The organism is Embleya sp. NPDC056575, from assembly GCF_042793325.1.
GTDB lineage: Bacteria > Actinomycetota > Actinomycetes > Streptomycetales > Streptomycetaceae > Embleya.
Genome location: NZ_JBHTVA010000004.1, coordinates 51,745 through 66,755 on the forward strand (window position 1 = coordinate 51,745; position 15,011 = coordinate 66,755).

Genomic DNA, 15,011 nt, shown 5'->3' on the forward strand with positions numbered 1-15,011 from the left:
CCAGGGTGTTCGGCGCGGCTTAGGACGACCTTTGCCCGGGCTAAATCCGCTGGTGGTCCCGGATTTCGCGCGTGGACGGCGCGCCGAAGGGCACGGCGGGAGGCACAGCGGGGGTTAAGCGTGGTTTAAGCCGGTACCCGAACCGTGGGGGTTCGGCCCGTTCGGACCGCGCTTTCGCCCCCGGCCGTTCGAAAGGTTTTCCTTCCGTGGTGAACAACGAGGACAGGTTCCGTGACTACCTCAAGCGGGCGACGGCGGACCTGCGTCGGACCCGCCGCCGGTTGGAGGAGGTCGAGGAGCGGGAGCACGAGCCGATCGCGATCATCGGTATGGCCTGCCGCTATCCGGGCGGCGTCGACTCGCCCGAACAGTTGTGGCGGCTGCTGGCCGAAGGCGGCGAGAGCATCGGCGAGTTCCCCGCGGACCGGGGCTGGGACGTGGCGGACCTGCACGATCCGGATCCTGCGGCGGTGGGCAAGTCGTCCACCCGCAACGGCGGTTTCCTCTACGACGCGGCCGATTTCGACGCGGAGTTCTTCGGCATGGGTCCCCGTGAGGCGATGACGGTGGATCCCCAGCAGCGGTTGCTTCTGGAAACCGCGTGGCGGGTGTTCGAGGACGCGGGGATCGTGCCGGAGTCGTTGCGCGGGAGCGACACGGGGGTGTTCGCCGGGATCATGTACAACGACTACGGCGCGCGGCTTCGGCCCGCTCCGCGGGAGTACGAGGGATACCTCGCGAACGGCAGCCTGGGCAGCGTGGCGACCGGCCGGATCGCCTACACGTTCGGCCTGGAGGGCCCGGCGGTGACGGTGGACACGGCGTGCTCGTCGTCGCTGGTGGCGCTGCACCTGGGGGTTCAGGCGCTGCGCCGGGGCGAGTGCGCGCTCGCGCTCGTGGGCGGGGCCACGGTGATGTCGACGCCGCACACCTTCGTGGAGTTCAGCCGCCAGGGCGGCCTGTCCCCCGACGGACGCTGCCGGGCCTTCTCGGCGGACGCGAACGGCACGGGCTGGAGCGAGGGTGTCGGCCTGCTGCTCGTGGAGCGGTTGTCGCAGGCTCGACGCAACGGCCATCGGGTGCTGGCGGTGGTTCGCGGTACCTCGGTCAATCAGGACGGCGCCAGCGCGCAGTTGACCGCGCCCAACGGCCCCTCGCAGGAGCGGGTGATCCGACGGGCCCTGGCGGACGCGGGCCTGGGCGCCGAGGACGTGGACGCGGTGGAGGCGCACGGTACCGGGACCAGGCTCGGCGATCCGATCGAGGCCCGGGCGCTGATCGACGTGTACGGCGCGCGGCGCCCGGCGGATCGTCCGTTGTGGCTGGGCTCGCTGAAGTCGAACATCGGGCACACCCAGGCGGCGGCCGGGGTCGGCGCGGTGATCAAGATGGTGTTGGCGCTGCGGCACGGCCTGTTGCCGCGCACGCTGCACGCCGAGGAACCCACCCCGCATGTGGACTGGGACGACGGCACGGTGCGGCTGTTGAGCCGCGAGCAGCCCTGGGAGTACACGCCGGCGCGGCCCCGGCGCGCGGGTGTGTCCGCGTTCGGCATCAGCGGGACCAACGCGCACGCGATCATCGAGGAGCCGCCGGTCGGCGACGCGGCCGATGCGCCGAGCGACCCGGAGGTCGCGCCGGCCGACGAGGAAGCCCCCGTCGGTGGCGGTGGCGTGGTGCCGTGGCCGCTGTCGGCTCGGACCCCGGCGGCGTTGCGGCAATCCGCCGAGGAGCTGCGGCGGTTCCTGGCCGAGCATCCCGAGTCGGATCCGCTACGGCTGGGCCGCGTGCTGCACACCTCCCGGACCGTGTTCGAACACCGCGCGGTGCTGCTTGGCACGTGCCCTGCGGAGTTCTCGGGCGCGTTGTCGGCGCTGGCTCGGGACGAGCCGTCGCCGCGGGTGGTGCGCGGCGTCGCGGTGCCGGCTCCGCGCATCGCGTTCCTGTTCACCGGTCAGGGCAGCCAACGGCTCGGCGCGGGGCGCGAACTGTACGCCGAGTTCCCGGTGTTCGCTCGGGCGCTGGACGAGGTGTGCGCGTTCTTGGACCCGTTGCTGCCGTTGCCGCTCAAGCAGGTGTTGTTCGCTCCCGAGGGCAGCTCCGAGGCGGGGTTGTCGGATCGTACGGTGTTCACCCAGGCGGGCTTGTTCGCCGTGCAGGTCGCGCTGTTCCGGCTGACGGCGCGTTTCGGGGTCGGGCCGGACGCGGTTTTGGGCCATTCGATCGGGGAGTTGGCCGCGGCGCACGTGGCGGGCGTGCTGGATCTGCGGGACGCGTGTGTGCTGGTGGCGGCCCGAGGGGCGTTGATGCAGGCGGCACCGGCGGGTGGCGCGATGGTCGCCGTCGAGGCGTCGGAGGAGGAGGTGCGCCCGCTCCTGGCCGGACACGAGGACAAGATCGCGATCGCCGCGCTGAACGGCCCGGCGTCCACCGTGGTCTCCGGTGACGTGGACGCGGTGGAGCGTGTCGCGGGCCACTTCGTCGCGGCGGGGCGGCGGACGTCGCGGTTGAAGGTCGATCATGCCTTCCACTCCCCGCACATGGCACCGATCCTGGCCGACTTCGCCAAGGTCGCGGAGGAGTTGACCTATCACGAGCCGTCGCTGCCGGTGATCTCCGATGTCACCGGACGGGTCGCCGAGCCCGGCGAGTTGAGCGATCCGCGCTACTGGGTGCGGCATATCGTCAGTCCGGTGCGCTTCGTGGACGGGGTCCGGGCGCTGGCCGACTTCGGGATCACGGGCTATCTCGAACTGGGGCCGGAGCCGGTGTTGACCGCGCTCGCCCGGCAGTGCCTGGAACAGGTGCCGGGGGAGCCGGTGTTCGCGTCCACGTTGCGCTCGCGGCACGGCGAGTCGCACACGCTGCTCGGTGCGCTGGGCACGCTGCACGCGCACGGACGGGCCGTGGACTGGGAGGTGCTGCCGCCGGCGGGTGAGCCGACCTCGCCGCCCGGGTTGCCCGACGTGCGGGAGTCGCCGGACCTGTCGGGGTTGCCCGGCTATCCGTTCCAGCGCGAGCGCTACTGGCTCGAACCGGTGCGTGGCGCGGGCGATGTCGCCTCGCTCGGGCTCGCCGAGGCCGGGAGTCCGCTGTTGCACACCGTGATCGATCTGGCCGACGGCGCGCTGCTGTGGACCGGGCGGTTGTCGGCGGCGGCGACGCCGTGGCTGGGCGACCACCAGGTGGTCGGCGCCACGCTGTTGCCGGCGACCGGTTTCCTGGACCTGATCCTGCACGCGGGCGCGCACGTCGGCTGCTCGGGCGTGGACGAACTCACCGTCGAGGCACCGCTGATCCTGCCCGAGGAGGGCTCCGTCGCCCTGCGGCTGACGGCGAGCGCCGCCGACGACACCGGGCGGCGCGCGGTGGAGGTGCACACGCGCGCGGACGCGGCCGGGGCCGACGCGGTGTGGACCCGGCACGCCACCGCGAACCTGGTCGCACCGGATCCGGTGGCGCCGCCCGCGGTGGACGGCCCCTGGCCGCCGCCCGGCGCGAGCGAGGTGGACCTGAGCGGCGTCTACGAGCGCCTGGCGGAGCGCGGCTACCACTACGGCCCGGCCTTTCGCGGACTGGGCGCGCTGTGGCGGGCGGGCAACGACCTGTACGCCGAGGTCCGACTGCCGCAGGGCGTCCCGGCCGGCGGGCACACGCTGCATCCGGCGCTGTTCGACGCCGCGCTGCACCCGCTGGCGATGGTCCGGGCGGAGAGCGGCGGCGACGGCTTCGCCCAGGTCGCGCTGCCCTTCCACTGGGCGGGGATCCGGCTGTACGCGAGCGGCGCGAGCGAGGTGCGGGTCACGCTGACCCGCACCACCGAGGACACCACCACCATCGTGCTGACCGACCCGACCGGCGCCCCCGTGGCCGCGGTGGACACGCTCACCACCCGGCAGGTGCCGGTGTCGCGACTGGCGGCCGCGCGGCCCGCGTCCGCCGGTGCCCTGCACGTGGTGCGTTGGACACCGGCGGGCTCGGACACCGACGGCCGCGCGAGCGTGTGCGCCGTCGTCGGGCCGGACCCGCTGGCGCTGGCGGCGGCCGTACGCACGCCCGGTGGGCCGGCGGTGCCGGTGTATCCGGATCTGGCCGCGCTCGGCGCGGGTATCGAGGCGGGCCTGCCCGTACCCGATCGGGTGCTGGTCACCGTGGGCCGTCCCGACACCCCGGTGGACGACGACGCGAGCGCGCCGGACGCGGTGCGCGCCGCGGTGCACCGCGCCGCCGAACTCGCCCGCGACTGGGCCGGCGACGACCGGTTCGCCCACGCGTGCCTGGTCGCCGTCACGCGCGGCGCGGTGGGCACCGCCCCGGGGCCGGAGATCCGCGATCTGGCCGGCGCGGCGACTTGGGGCCTGCTGCGCTCGGCCCGTACCGAGAATCCGGGCCGATTCGCCCTGCTCGACGTGGACCGCCCACCGGCCGCCGCGCCCGCGGACCCGACGGCCGCGCCGTCCCGGGACCGGGAGCCGGACCCGGCGCTGCGGGCGATCGTGGCCGGCGACGAGCCGGAGGCCGCGCTGCGCCAGGGCACGACCTTCGTTCCCCGGCTGGTGCGCGCGGACACCGTGCCCGACGTGCTGACTCCCCCGTCGAATTCACCGGCCTGGCACCTGGCCACCACGGACAACGGCACGTTGGCCAACCTGGCCCTGGTGGACGCACCGCAACTCGCCGAGCCCCTGGGGCCCGGTCGGGTGCGGGTGACCATGCGGGCCGGTGGGCTGAATTTCCGGGACGTGCTGATCGGGCTCGGCATGTATCCGGGAGACGAGGCGCGGATCGGCGGCGAGGGCGCGGGTGTGGTGGCCGAGGTCGGCCCCGGGGTGACCACGGTGGCTCCCGGGGACCGGGTGATGGGCCTGTTCCCCGAGGGCGGCCTCGGTCCGGTCGCGGTCACCGACCACCGACTGCTCTCCCGGATGCCCGAGGGGTGGTCGTTCGGGCGGGCCGCGGTGGTACCGGTGGTCTTCCTGACCGCCTACCACGGCCTGGTCGACCTGGCCGGGGTCCGGCCGGGCGAATCGGTGTTGGTGCACTCGGCCGCGGGCGGCGTCGGCATGGCCGCGCTGCAACTGGCCCGGCATCTGGGCCTGGAGGTCTACGGCACCGCCGGTCCCGGCAAGTGGGACGCGCTGCGCGCCCAGGGCCTGCCCGACGAGCGCATCGCGGGTTCTCGGACGCCGGCCTTCGAGCACACCTTCGCGCACGCGACCGGCGGACGCGGCGTGGACGTCGTGCTCAATTCGCTGTCCGGGGAATTCGTCGACGCCTCGTTGCGGCTGCTGTCGCCGGGCGGGCGCTTCCTGGAGATGGGCAAGACGGACGTCCGCGATCCGCTGCTGGTCGCCTCGGCGCATCCCGGGGTGACCTACACGGCCTACGACCTGAACCGGGTCGCGCCGGAACGCATCCAGGAGATGTTGACCATCCTGGTCGAGCTGTTCGAAAGCGGACGACTGGCGCCGCTGCCGATCACCGCCTGGGACATCGCCCACGCGCCCGAGGCGCTGCGCTTCCTGTCCCAGGCCCGACACATCGGCAAGACGCTGCTGACCCTGCCGTCCGGGCTCGACCCGGAGGGGACCGTACTGATCACCGGCGCCACCGGCACCCTGGCCCGGCTGCTGGCCCGCCATCTGATCACCCGGCACGGCGTACGCCGACTGGTATTGGCGAGCCGCCGCGGCGGGCAGGCCGCGGGGGCGGGCGAGATGCTCGCCGAATTGGCCTCGCTCGGCGCGGAGGTGCGGCTGTCCGCGTGCGACGTCGCCGACTTCGACGCGGTGGCCCAACTCCTGGACGGGATACCGCCCGAGCATCCGTTGACCGCGGTCGTGCACACCGCCGGCGTCCTGGACGACGCGACGGTGGACGCGCTCACGCCCGCCCGGATCGACGCGGTGTTGCGGCCCAAGGTCGACGGCGCGTGGCACCTGCACCGGCTGACCCGCCGGCTCGACCTGGCCGCGTTCGTGCTGTATTCCTCGGCGGCGGGCGTGCTCGGCAACCCGGGACAGGGCAACTACGCCGCCGCGAACACCTTCCTGGACACTCTCGCGCACCACCGCCAGGCGCTCGGCCTGCCCGGCATCTCCCTCGCGTGGGGACTGTGGGGCGCGCGGAGCGCAATGACCGGCCGGCTCGACGACACCGCGCTGGCCCGCCTGTCCCGGGGCGGCATCGTGCCGTTGTCCGTCGAGCAGGGTCTGGCCCTGTTCGACGCGGCGCTCGAACAGCGGCACGCCGCGCCCGTCGCGGTCGGGCTGAACCTGCCCGCGCTGCGGGCCCGCGCCCGAGCCGGGGAATCCACTCCCCTCTTCGCCGCGTTGACCGCCGTCGAGCCCTCGCGGGCCGCGGAGGCGGCGACCCCGACCGCCGGGGCGCCGACACTCGCCGAGCGGCTCGCGCCGCTGCGCCCGAGCGCTCGGCGGCAGTTGTTGAAGGACGTGGTGAGCGGCCATGTCGCCACCGTCCTGGGACACTCGTCGGCGGGGGCGATCAACGGGAAACGCTCGTTCAAGGAGTTGGGCTTCGACTCGCTGTCCGCGGTCGAGTTGCGCAATCGGCTCAACGTCGACACCGGGCTTCGATTGCCCGTCTCCCTCGTCTTCGATCACGCCACGCCCTCCGCACTGGCCAGGCATCTGGAGGAGGCCCTGGCCGTCCCGGCCGAATCGGCCGCGCCGGCGGTCGCGTTGACGTCGCTGTTCGCCGAACTGCACCGGGTCGAACTCGCCGTGGCGGACGCCGCGGTGACGCGCTCGGACGCGGATCGGCTGTCGGAGCGGCTGCGCGAACTGCTTGCGGCGCTGTCGACGCCGGCGCCGCGACCCGCGGGTACCGGCGAACCCGCCGCGTCCGCACATCTCGCCCGAGCGAGCGACGACGAGATCTTCGATCTCATCGACAACGAACTCGGTCTCGGCTGAGCGCTCCCCGCGCCGGGTCGGTGCCGCGTTCCCTCATCGGCACCGGGCCGGCGCGGCACCGAGGACGTATCGGGCCCGACGCACATGGCTCATCCGCGCGTCGCTGATCTATACTTGCGTCGTCCACATTCCCCCAGTAGGGGAACGCTGGTCGACGAGGGGGAACAACGCGCAGGACGGTCCCGGGTGACGGGTACACGTTCGCAGAAAGACACCCGGAGACGGAACCGTGGGGCACGCGTGGCGTCGGCCGTGCATCGTCCGCCGGATCCGCCGCCATCCCGCGCCGGTCGCATCGACGACATCATCCCGAGTCGGCTTTCACGCACCAAGTACCGCGTCGCGGTACTCGATTGCAGGACATACGGGGTGAGTTCCACGAAATCTCCATTGCGTCCGAATGCCGGGACCGTTCGTCGACACGAGATACAACGACTCGTCACCTCGCTCGATCGATTACCACGACAACGGGGCATGGTGATCGAAGTCGCCGGCGGAATCGGCAGCGGCAAAAGCAGACTTCTGGCGGACTTCGCCGCCGAGGCACACGAACGGGACATTCCCGTGTTGCACGCCCGAGGCACCGCCTACGGGCAGAACAACGCCTTCCACGTGGTGGTGGCGGCCCTGCACAGCGACCTGGTCTCGCAACGTCTGGACCACCTTCCCACGCACACCGCGGCCTCGCTGCGCCGCGTGCTGCACGCGCCCACCGACCTCGGCGCAGCCGACACCGATGCGGGGCCGGGCCAGATCGGTTCCCATCGGCTGCGCCTGCTGCTGCGACACGTCACCCACGACGGCCTGGTGATCATTCTCGACGACATGCACTGGGCCGACCCGCAATCGCTGGCGTTGATCGACCAGTTGATCTCCTCGCCCCTCGACGTTCCGCTGCTCGTGGTGATCGCCGATCGCCCCCGCCAGGCCCCGCCGCGACTGCGCGAGTCGCTCGCCCACGGCCTCGTCCAGGGCACGGTGGAGCGCATCGCCCTGCCCGCCCTCACCCGGGAGCAGTGCGCCGAACTCCTCGGCGTAGGCGCGGAGGATCCGCGATTGCGCGACCTGTACCGGGAATCGGAGGGCAACCCGCTGTATCTGCTCGCCGCGGCACACTGCGGCGAGCACGGTACGCACCACGGCCCGACGGCACATCCTCCGTCGACCGGCCCCGTCGACGATCTGCAAAACCAGTACGCCACCCACCTGTCGGCCGAGATCTCCGGGTTGTCCGGCGTCGAGGCGCAGGTGCTGCACGCGGCGGCCGTGTTCGCCGAACGCTTCGACCTGGGGGCGGTGGCGGCGGTGGCCGAACTCGACATGCGCCAGGTCTGCGCCGCCACCGACCGTCTGGTCCGTCGCGATCTGCTGCGTGTGGTCGACGCCGGCGTGCAGTATTCCTTCCGCCATCCGATACTGCGCAGGCTCGCCTACACCGAAAGCGATGCCTGTCGGCGGCTGCGCCTGCACCGCAACGCGCTGGCCGTACTGGTCGAGCGCGATGCGCCGGCCGCCGCGCGGGCCCCGCACATCGAGCACTCCTTCACCGGCGAGGACGCACGCGGCGCGGTCGCGACGCTCGTACGGGCCGCGGACGAGGTGATGCGCTGCGCGCCTCGCCAGGCCGGCCAGTGGTTGCGCTTCGCCGGTTCGCTGATCGACCGCGACCCGGGGGTTCGAGACCAACGCACCACGGTGTTGGCGAAGACGGCGCACGCCCTGTTCCTGGAGGGCAGGCCCGCGGAGAGTCGCGAACTCCTGGAGGAGGCGCTCGCGATCCGATCCGGCGACGGTGTCGACGACCGCGTGCGGCTGATCAAGCAGCGCACGATGATCGACCTGTTCCTCGGCAACCACACCCAGGCGTGGGCGTCGTTGACCTCCGAGATCGCGGCGCTGCCGCAGCCGCGCTCGGCGACCGGCATCCTGTTCGTCCTGCGCACCGTCATGGGTGTGGTGGGCAGCGGCATCTGGCCCTCCTCGGAGGAGTTGCGCACCACCCTGCGCTCCACCGGCAGCGGCCCCGACGGGGATCTCGAGGGCAGTGCCCTGGCGCTGTACGGGCTCTACGAGGTGATCGCCGGGGACCGGGCCGCCGGGGCCCGGATGATCGACCGGTGCGCGACCCGGCTGGATCACATCCCGAACGACGCGCTGGTCGACGGTCTGGAGGTGTTGCCGCTGCTGGCCTGGGCCGAGATCTTCCTCGGCCGGTTCACCGACGCCCAGCGGCACATGCTGCGCGGACTGGGCATCGCGTACGCCACCGGCCAGGTGTACCTCCTGCCGATCATGATCGACGGCCTGTGCCACATCTGCCTGTTCGTGGGGCCGACGGCGGGGGCCGAGCCGATCATCGACGAGGCGTACGCGATCGCCGAGCGCATCGACTCCGACGAGGTCCGCGGCCTCACGCTGGCCCTCAAGGCCCTGCAGAAGTCCTGGAACGGCGCGCACGACACCGGCCGACAGCTCGCGGAGCAGGCGGTCGCCGCACTCCAACCGGGCAGCCTGTGGCGGGTCAGCGCGGCCCTGGCGCTGGCCCGCGCCACGGTGGTGGCCGATCCCCGGCGCAGCCGGATGCTGATCCTCGACGTCGGACGCGGGCCCGACCTGCTCAACCTGCCCGCGATGCTTCGACCGATGTGCCACCGGATGCTCACCGTCGCCACGATCGCGGCGGGCGACCCCGACGCGGCGTTGTGGGCGAAGCGGGCCCGGGACGCGGTGCGCGAGTCGGAACCGTCGTTCCAGCACGCGGAGGCGCTGCTCGCCGAGGCCGAGGTGGCCCGGTTCGCCGACGACCCGGACACCGCCTCGGACCTGTACCAGCACGCCGCCGACCGGCTGGCGGCGGCCGACCTGACGCTGCCGCGGACCACGGCGCTGTTGGACGCCGCCGATTGCGAGGCCGTGGCCGGCCGGGTGGACGACGCGACGAAACTGCTGGTCCTCGCCCGCGAACTGGCCCGCCGAGCCGGCGCGGACACGCTGTATCGCCGGGCCGAGGAGCGGCTGGCCGCGCTGGCCTGGGCCAAGGATCCGACCGAGCCGGGCGCCGCGACGGCGCTGTCCGTGCTGACCAATCGCGAGCGCGAGATCGCCGATCTCGCGGGAACGGGCATGCGCACCCGAGAGATCGCCCAGGTGTTGCGGCTGAGCCCGCGTACCGTGGACGCCCACCTCGCCCACATCTACCGCAAGCTCGACCTGAGTTCGCGCGCCGAACTGGCCCATCTGGTCACCGGGCTGCAGAGCGGACCGGCTCCGCCAAGCCCGGCTTTAGGTCTGTCTAAGTGCTGCCCCTGAACATCGCAGCGACGGCCGGGACCGCGCCCGCGCACCGTGCGGTGCCCCCTCGACGTCCCGGCCGGACGAGCGAAGGGGAAGATCATGGCGCACCCGACGAAATGGTCCCGCGCCCGCAGTGCGGCGCTGGTCGCGCTGTGCGTGACCACCACCGCGACGGTGATGGCGTCCGACGCGTTCGCGGCGGACGGCGACAAGCGGGGCAATCGATGTGTGGAAGTCGGCGGAATCACCGAGCAGACGGTCAAGTACAGCACGGTCGGCTCGGCGAACCCGCCCATGCAGCAGGTCGGTGACACGGCCACCTACTACGACGTGATCTACGACAAGCAGGACAACATCATCGGCGACGCGGTCGGGTTCGTCACGATCACCGGCCGCCGGCCCTCGGACGGCCACCTGATCAGCGAGTATCACGAGGCCGTGCATCTGCCGCAGGGCACCTTCCGGGACTCGGCCACCGGCATCGACCGGGACGGGATGATCGCGGGCGAGTGGCTGCACCTCAAGGCGATCGGCACCGGCGGCTCCTTCGCCGGCAAGCGCGGATACCGCCGCTGGCACCTGATTCCGCCGCTGTCCAATCCCCCGGTGCCCAGTGAGCGGGCGGCCGTGGTCATCCGGTTGTGCGGCTGACGTGGACGGCGACGTCCACATCCGTTCGATCGGCACCGCGCTGCCGGGTCCGGCGATCGACAACGCCGCCCTGGGGCGGCGGTTGCGCATGGGCGGGCAGTGGGAGCAGTGGGTCGAGACGTTCATCGGCACCAGGAGCCGGCACCTGTCGATCGACCTGGACACGGCCGAACCCGCGCACTCGTTGGCGGACCTGTGCGAGACGGCCGGTCGCCGTGCCCTGGAGGGCGCGGGGCGGGCCGCCGAGGACGTGGACCTGCTGGTCCTGGCCACCGCCTCACCGGACCTGTTGATGCCCACGACGGCGAACGTGGTCGCCGACCGGTTGCGGATCAACGGCGTGCCCACGTACCAGATCCAGTCGGGCTGCTGCGGCGCGTTCCAGGCGCTGAGCCTGGCGCAACAGTTGCTGGCGGGCGGCGGGTATCGCAACGCCCTGGTCCTGGGCGGCGACGTGTCGGCCAAGTTCTACGACTTCGATCTGGATTTCGCGACGCTGCCGCCCGACCAACTGGTGCACTACGTACTGTTCGGCGACGGTGCCGGCGCGGCGGTCCTGGAGCGTACGTCGGTTCCCGGCGCGGCGGTGATCCGCCAGTTGTTCACCAGGCTCACCGGTCTGGACCGGGAACCCGGACAGACGCTGGACTGGTACGGCCCGGGGGATCGGGGCTCGGATCGGCCGCCGGCGATCGAGGACTACAAGGCGATCGAGGAGCGGGTGCCGCTGATGTCCGCCGAGATCCTGGACGAGCTCCTGGACGACACCGGGTGGCAACGCGACGAGATCGACTACCTGTTGCCGCCGCAGTTGTCCGGGCGGATGACCACGAAGATCGTGGATCTGCTGGCGCTGCCCGGAGCGTACGAGATCAGCCGGGTGCGCGAGATCGGCAACAACGGCAACGCCACCCCGTTCTTCCAATTGGAGAGCGCCTTCGAACGGGCGATCCCCGGTCAGCGCCTGCTCGGCATCTCGGTGGAGTCCAGCAAGTGGATCAAGGGCGGTTTTGCCGTCGAGACCGTCTGAGCACCGCCATCGACCCGGCCCGTGGTCCCGTCGTGGGATCCGCGGCCGGGACCCGACCTCGCGACAGCGTAAGGAGCCCCTCGTGCGAAGCACTCCGGTGCCCCGGGAGCGCCGCCACACCCTGTACTTTTTGGAGCAGACCCGAGGCTTCGCCCCGGTGTTCCTGGACACCGACGTCGACATGTCCCGCGTGCGCGAACACCGCACCGAACACCGCGAGGCGGGGCACTCGTACTCGCTGGTGTCCTATGTGGCCCTGGCCGCCGGCCGCGCCCTGGCCGCACATCCCGACGCCAACGCCGCCATCCGCGGTCGGCTGCGGCCGAGGGTGGCGCACTACCCCACGGTCGACGCCAAGATCACCCTGGACCGCGTGTTGAACGGCCGAAGGGTGGTACTCGCGACGGTCGTTCCACGCGTGGACACTGCCGGAATCGACGAAATCCAGGACCGGCTGCGGCCGTTCCGGGACGGGGATCCCGCGCGGATGCCGGAGTTCGCCAAGGTGCGCCTACTGCATCGGCTGCCGATGCCGCTGGGGCGCTTGGCGTTTCGGCTCGCGACCCGCCCGCTGGCACGTCGGGCGGAGTCGTTCGGCACCGTCGCGATCACCTCGCTCGGTCACCGCCCCGTGCACGGCTTCCACTCGGTCGGCGGCACCACGATCACCCTGGGCGTGGGACAGGTGCGCGACCTGGCGGTGGTGCGCGACGAACGGGTGGTGGTCCGCCCGGTGATGCGCCTGAGCCTCGCGTTCGACCACCGGGTGATCGACGGTGCGGAGGCGGCCGACGTCCTGACCGACATCAAGGACAACCTCGAGGCGCTCGCATCCGTCGGCGAGGAGAGCGAGACACGATCCGGATCCGCCGAGGACCGACTCCTCGACGCGGTCGCACGGGAGGCCCCCTCCCCCGTCGACACCGACCCGTCCGTCCTGGCGCGGGGCACGGGCTGATCCGAACCGACCCGGTTCGAGGGATTCGACGCGACGACGACGTCGCCGCCGGCGGGAGATCCCACCGGCGGCGACGTCGTCGTATGCGGAGTGTGTCCTACCCCTCGAATCCGCCGACGACCTCCTCGACCCGGTCCCGTTTGGCGTACATGTCCCAGAACCGATCCGCCAGATCCTCGGGCCACACGCGCACGACGCCCTGCGCGGCCGTGAACGCGGTCTTGGCGTCGAACTTCTCCTGGGCCTCGCTCTTTTCGATCAGCGCGCCGATGGTCAACGCGCCGGCGTACACACCCTTGTCGGCAAGGGAACTGTTGAGCGTGTAGATGTAGTTGCGCAGTCCGGCGAAGGCGATGCCGACGTTGCTCATGAAGGACACCGGCTGACTGCCGACCGAGCCGAGACCGAACAGCAGCCCGCCCTCGCCACGTTCGATCATGGCGGGCAGTACGTGCCGCACGAGCACGATCGGCGCGAGCAGGCGCACGTCCAGCTGTGGTTGCAGGTTGTCCAGGTCCAGGTCCAGCGTGGCGACCGGCTGTTCGGTGATGCCCGCCGGGCTGTACTCGATCACGTCGATGCCGCCGAGCGCGGCGCCGATCTCGTCCACGGTCGCGCCGAGCCGGGTGTGGTCGGCGAGGTCGGCCGTGAAGGTGTGCGCCTCCACGCCCTCGGTCGCCAACGCGGCACGCAACTCCTCCAGCCGCTCCCTGCGCCGGGCGACGAGTGCGACTCGATATCCCTCGGCTCCGAAGCGCCGGGCCACGGCGAGTCCCAGGCCGCTCCCCGCCCCGAAAATGGCGATGGTCTTGGACATTGGTGTGGGAACCTCTCTGCCGAGCCGAGCACGCCGATGCCGACGGCTCGGGAACGGGAAACATGGGGGTACGGGGGTAGGGCGTACGCCGGAATCACCGGCGCCGAACGCTCGCCGGGTCGCCGGGTCGCCACCGGGCTACCCGGTTACCAGGTCACCGGGACTTCGTGGATCCCGTACATGATCGTGTCGTTCTTGAACGGCAGTTCCGCCAACGGCACGGCCAGTCGCAGGTCCGGGACGCGTTCGAGGAGGGTGCCGAGCACGATCTCCAACTCCAGTCGGGCCAGGTTCTGTCCCAGGCACTGGTGGATGCCGTATCCGAACGCCAGGTGCGGTCGGGCGTCGCGGTGCGCGTCGAACTCGTCCGGGTCGTCGAAGATCTTCGCGTCCCGGTTGGCCGCGCCGTTGGACAGCAGTACACCCTCCCCGGCCCGGATGGTCACGCCGTCGATCTCGATGTCGGCGAGCGCCACCCGGTTCGTGGAGTGGTCGGAGATGCTGAAGTAGCGCAGGAACTCCTCCACCGCGTCCGGGATCAGCGTCGGATCGCCCCGCAGTTCGGCGAGCCGGTCCGGGTGCTCCAGCAGATAGGTGACCGCGAGCGAGATCATGTTCGCCGTGGTCTCGTGGCCGGCGACCAGGATCAACAGCGCCATCCCGGCCAGGTGGTCGGTGTCCTCGACCCCGGCCTCGCGATACTTCACCGCGAGCCGGCTGAGCACGTCGTCGCTCGGTTCGTTCTGCTTGGCGACCACCAAGTCGCGTAGCAACGACCGCAGTTCGGTCATCGAGCCGAGCCGCTCGGGGCCGCCGGCATTACGATCGACCATGATCCGGGCCCGGGTCTGGAAGAACTCCCGGTCCGCGTACGGCACTCCCAGCAGGTCACAGATCACCAACGAGGGAACGGGCAGGGACAGCGCCTGGACCAGGTCGACCGGGCGGGGGCCCGCGAGCAGCCCGTCCACGTGCGTCGTGACGATCTCCTCGATCCGCGGTCGCAGGCGCTGTACCCGCCGGACGGTGAACTCGCTGATCACCATGCGTCGATACGTGGTGTGCTCCGGCGGGTCCATCCACGGCAGAAAACCCGCGGGGTTGATCCCACCCTGTCCCGCCAGCAGCGCGGGGAAGCCGGGATGCACGCGGTTGGCGCTGAGGTTGGGGTCGGTGAACAGTCGGCGCACCGCGTCGTGCGCGGTGACCAGCCAGGCCCACCGGCCCGTGGGCAGCCGAACCCGGGTGATGGGTTCGCGCTCGCGCAGCTCCGCGTACTCCTTCGGCGCGCCGAAGGGGCAGGTGCGCGGCATCGGGTAGGCGAGC

At 71.8% G+C, this 15,011-nt stretch carries 7 protein-coding genes; 5 read left to right on the top strand and 2 right to left on the bottom strand.

Annotated features, from left to right (window positions below):
• Positions 1-206: 206 nt before the first annotated feature.
• The 5 genes from ACFRCG_RS04075 to ACFRCG_RS04095 all read left to right on the top strand — a co-directional run bounded on the left by ACFRCG_RS04075 (position 207) and on the right by ACFRCG_RS04095 (position 12,868).
• Entirely contained in the window at positions 207-6,935 is a 6,729-nt protein-coding gene (locus ACFRCG_RS04075; protein ID WP_380028530.1) for an SDR family NAD(P)-dependent oxidoreductase, read from the top strand.
• 84 nt (positions 6,936-7,019) lie between these two features.
• Positions 7,020-10,244 (top strand): ATP-binding protein, encoded by a 3,225-nt coding sequence (locus ACFRCG_RS04080; RefSeq protein ID WP_380028532.1) that lies wholly within the window; start codon positions 7,020-7,022, stop codon positions 10,242-10,244.
• 84 nt (positions 10,245-10,328) lie between these two features.
• Complete coding sequence (locus ACFRCG_RS04085) at positions 10,329-10,880, top strand: hypothetical protein (protein WP_380028534.1); 552 nt, start codon at positions 10,329-10,331, stop codon at positions 10,878-10,880.
• 1 nt (position 10,881) lies between these two features.
• Positions 10,882-11,910 carry a 3-oxoacyl-ACP synthase III family protein gene (locus ACFRCG_RS04090; protein ID WP_380028536.1) on the top strand — a complete coding sequence of 343 codons (1,029 nt, stop codon included), beginning with the start codon at positions 10,882-10,884 and terminating at the stop codon, positions 11,908-11,910.
• A gap of 82 nt (positions 11,911-11,992) precedes the next feature.
• On the top strand, positions 11,993-12,868 hold the full coding sequence (locus ACFRCG_RS04095; protein WP_380028538.1) for a 2-oxo acid dehydrogenase subunit E2: 876 nt from the start codon (positions 11,993-11,995) through the stop codon (positions 12,866-12,868).
• 97 nt (positions 12,869-12,965) lie between these two features.
• On the opposite strand, the gene ACFRCG_RS04100 is transcribed toward ACFRCG_RS04095, so the two are convergent.
• Complete coding sequence (locus ACFRCG_RS04100; protein WP_380028540.1) at positions 12,966-13,685, bottom strand: SDR family NAD(P)-dependent oxidoreductase; 720 nt, start codon at positions 13,683-13,685, stop codon at positions 12,966-12,968.
• A 146-nt stretch (positions 13,686-13,831) separates the two neighbouring features.
• A complete protein-coding gene (locus ACFRCG_RS04105) occupies positions 13,832-14,998 on the bottom strand; it encodes a cytochrome P450 (RefSeq protein WP_380028787.1) in 1,167 nt (388 codons plus the stop codon).
• Positions 14,999-15,011: the final 13 nt, after the last annotated feature.

What these genes read in the sequence shown, in the direction of transcription:
- ACFRCG_RS04080 (WP_380028532.1), top strand. Translation starts at nt 7,020, where the DNA reads ATGGCTCATCCGCGCGTCGCTGATCTATACTTGCGTCGTCCACATTCC.
- ACFRCG_RS04105 (WP_380028787.1), bottom strand. Translation starts at nt 14,998, where the DNA reads ATGCCGCGCACCTGCCCCTTCGGCGCGCCGAAGGAGTACGCGGAGCTG.
- ACFRCG_RS04085 (WP_380028534.1), top strand. Translation starts at nt 10,329, where the DNA reads ATGGCGCACCCGACGAAATGGTCCCGCGCCCGCAGTGCGGCGCTGGTC.
- ACFRCG_RS04100 (WP_380028540.1), bottom strand. Translation starts at nt 13,685, where the DNA reads ATGTCCAAGACCATCGCCATTTTCGGGGCGGGGAGCGGCCTGGGACTC.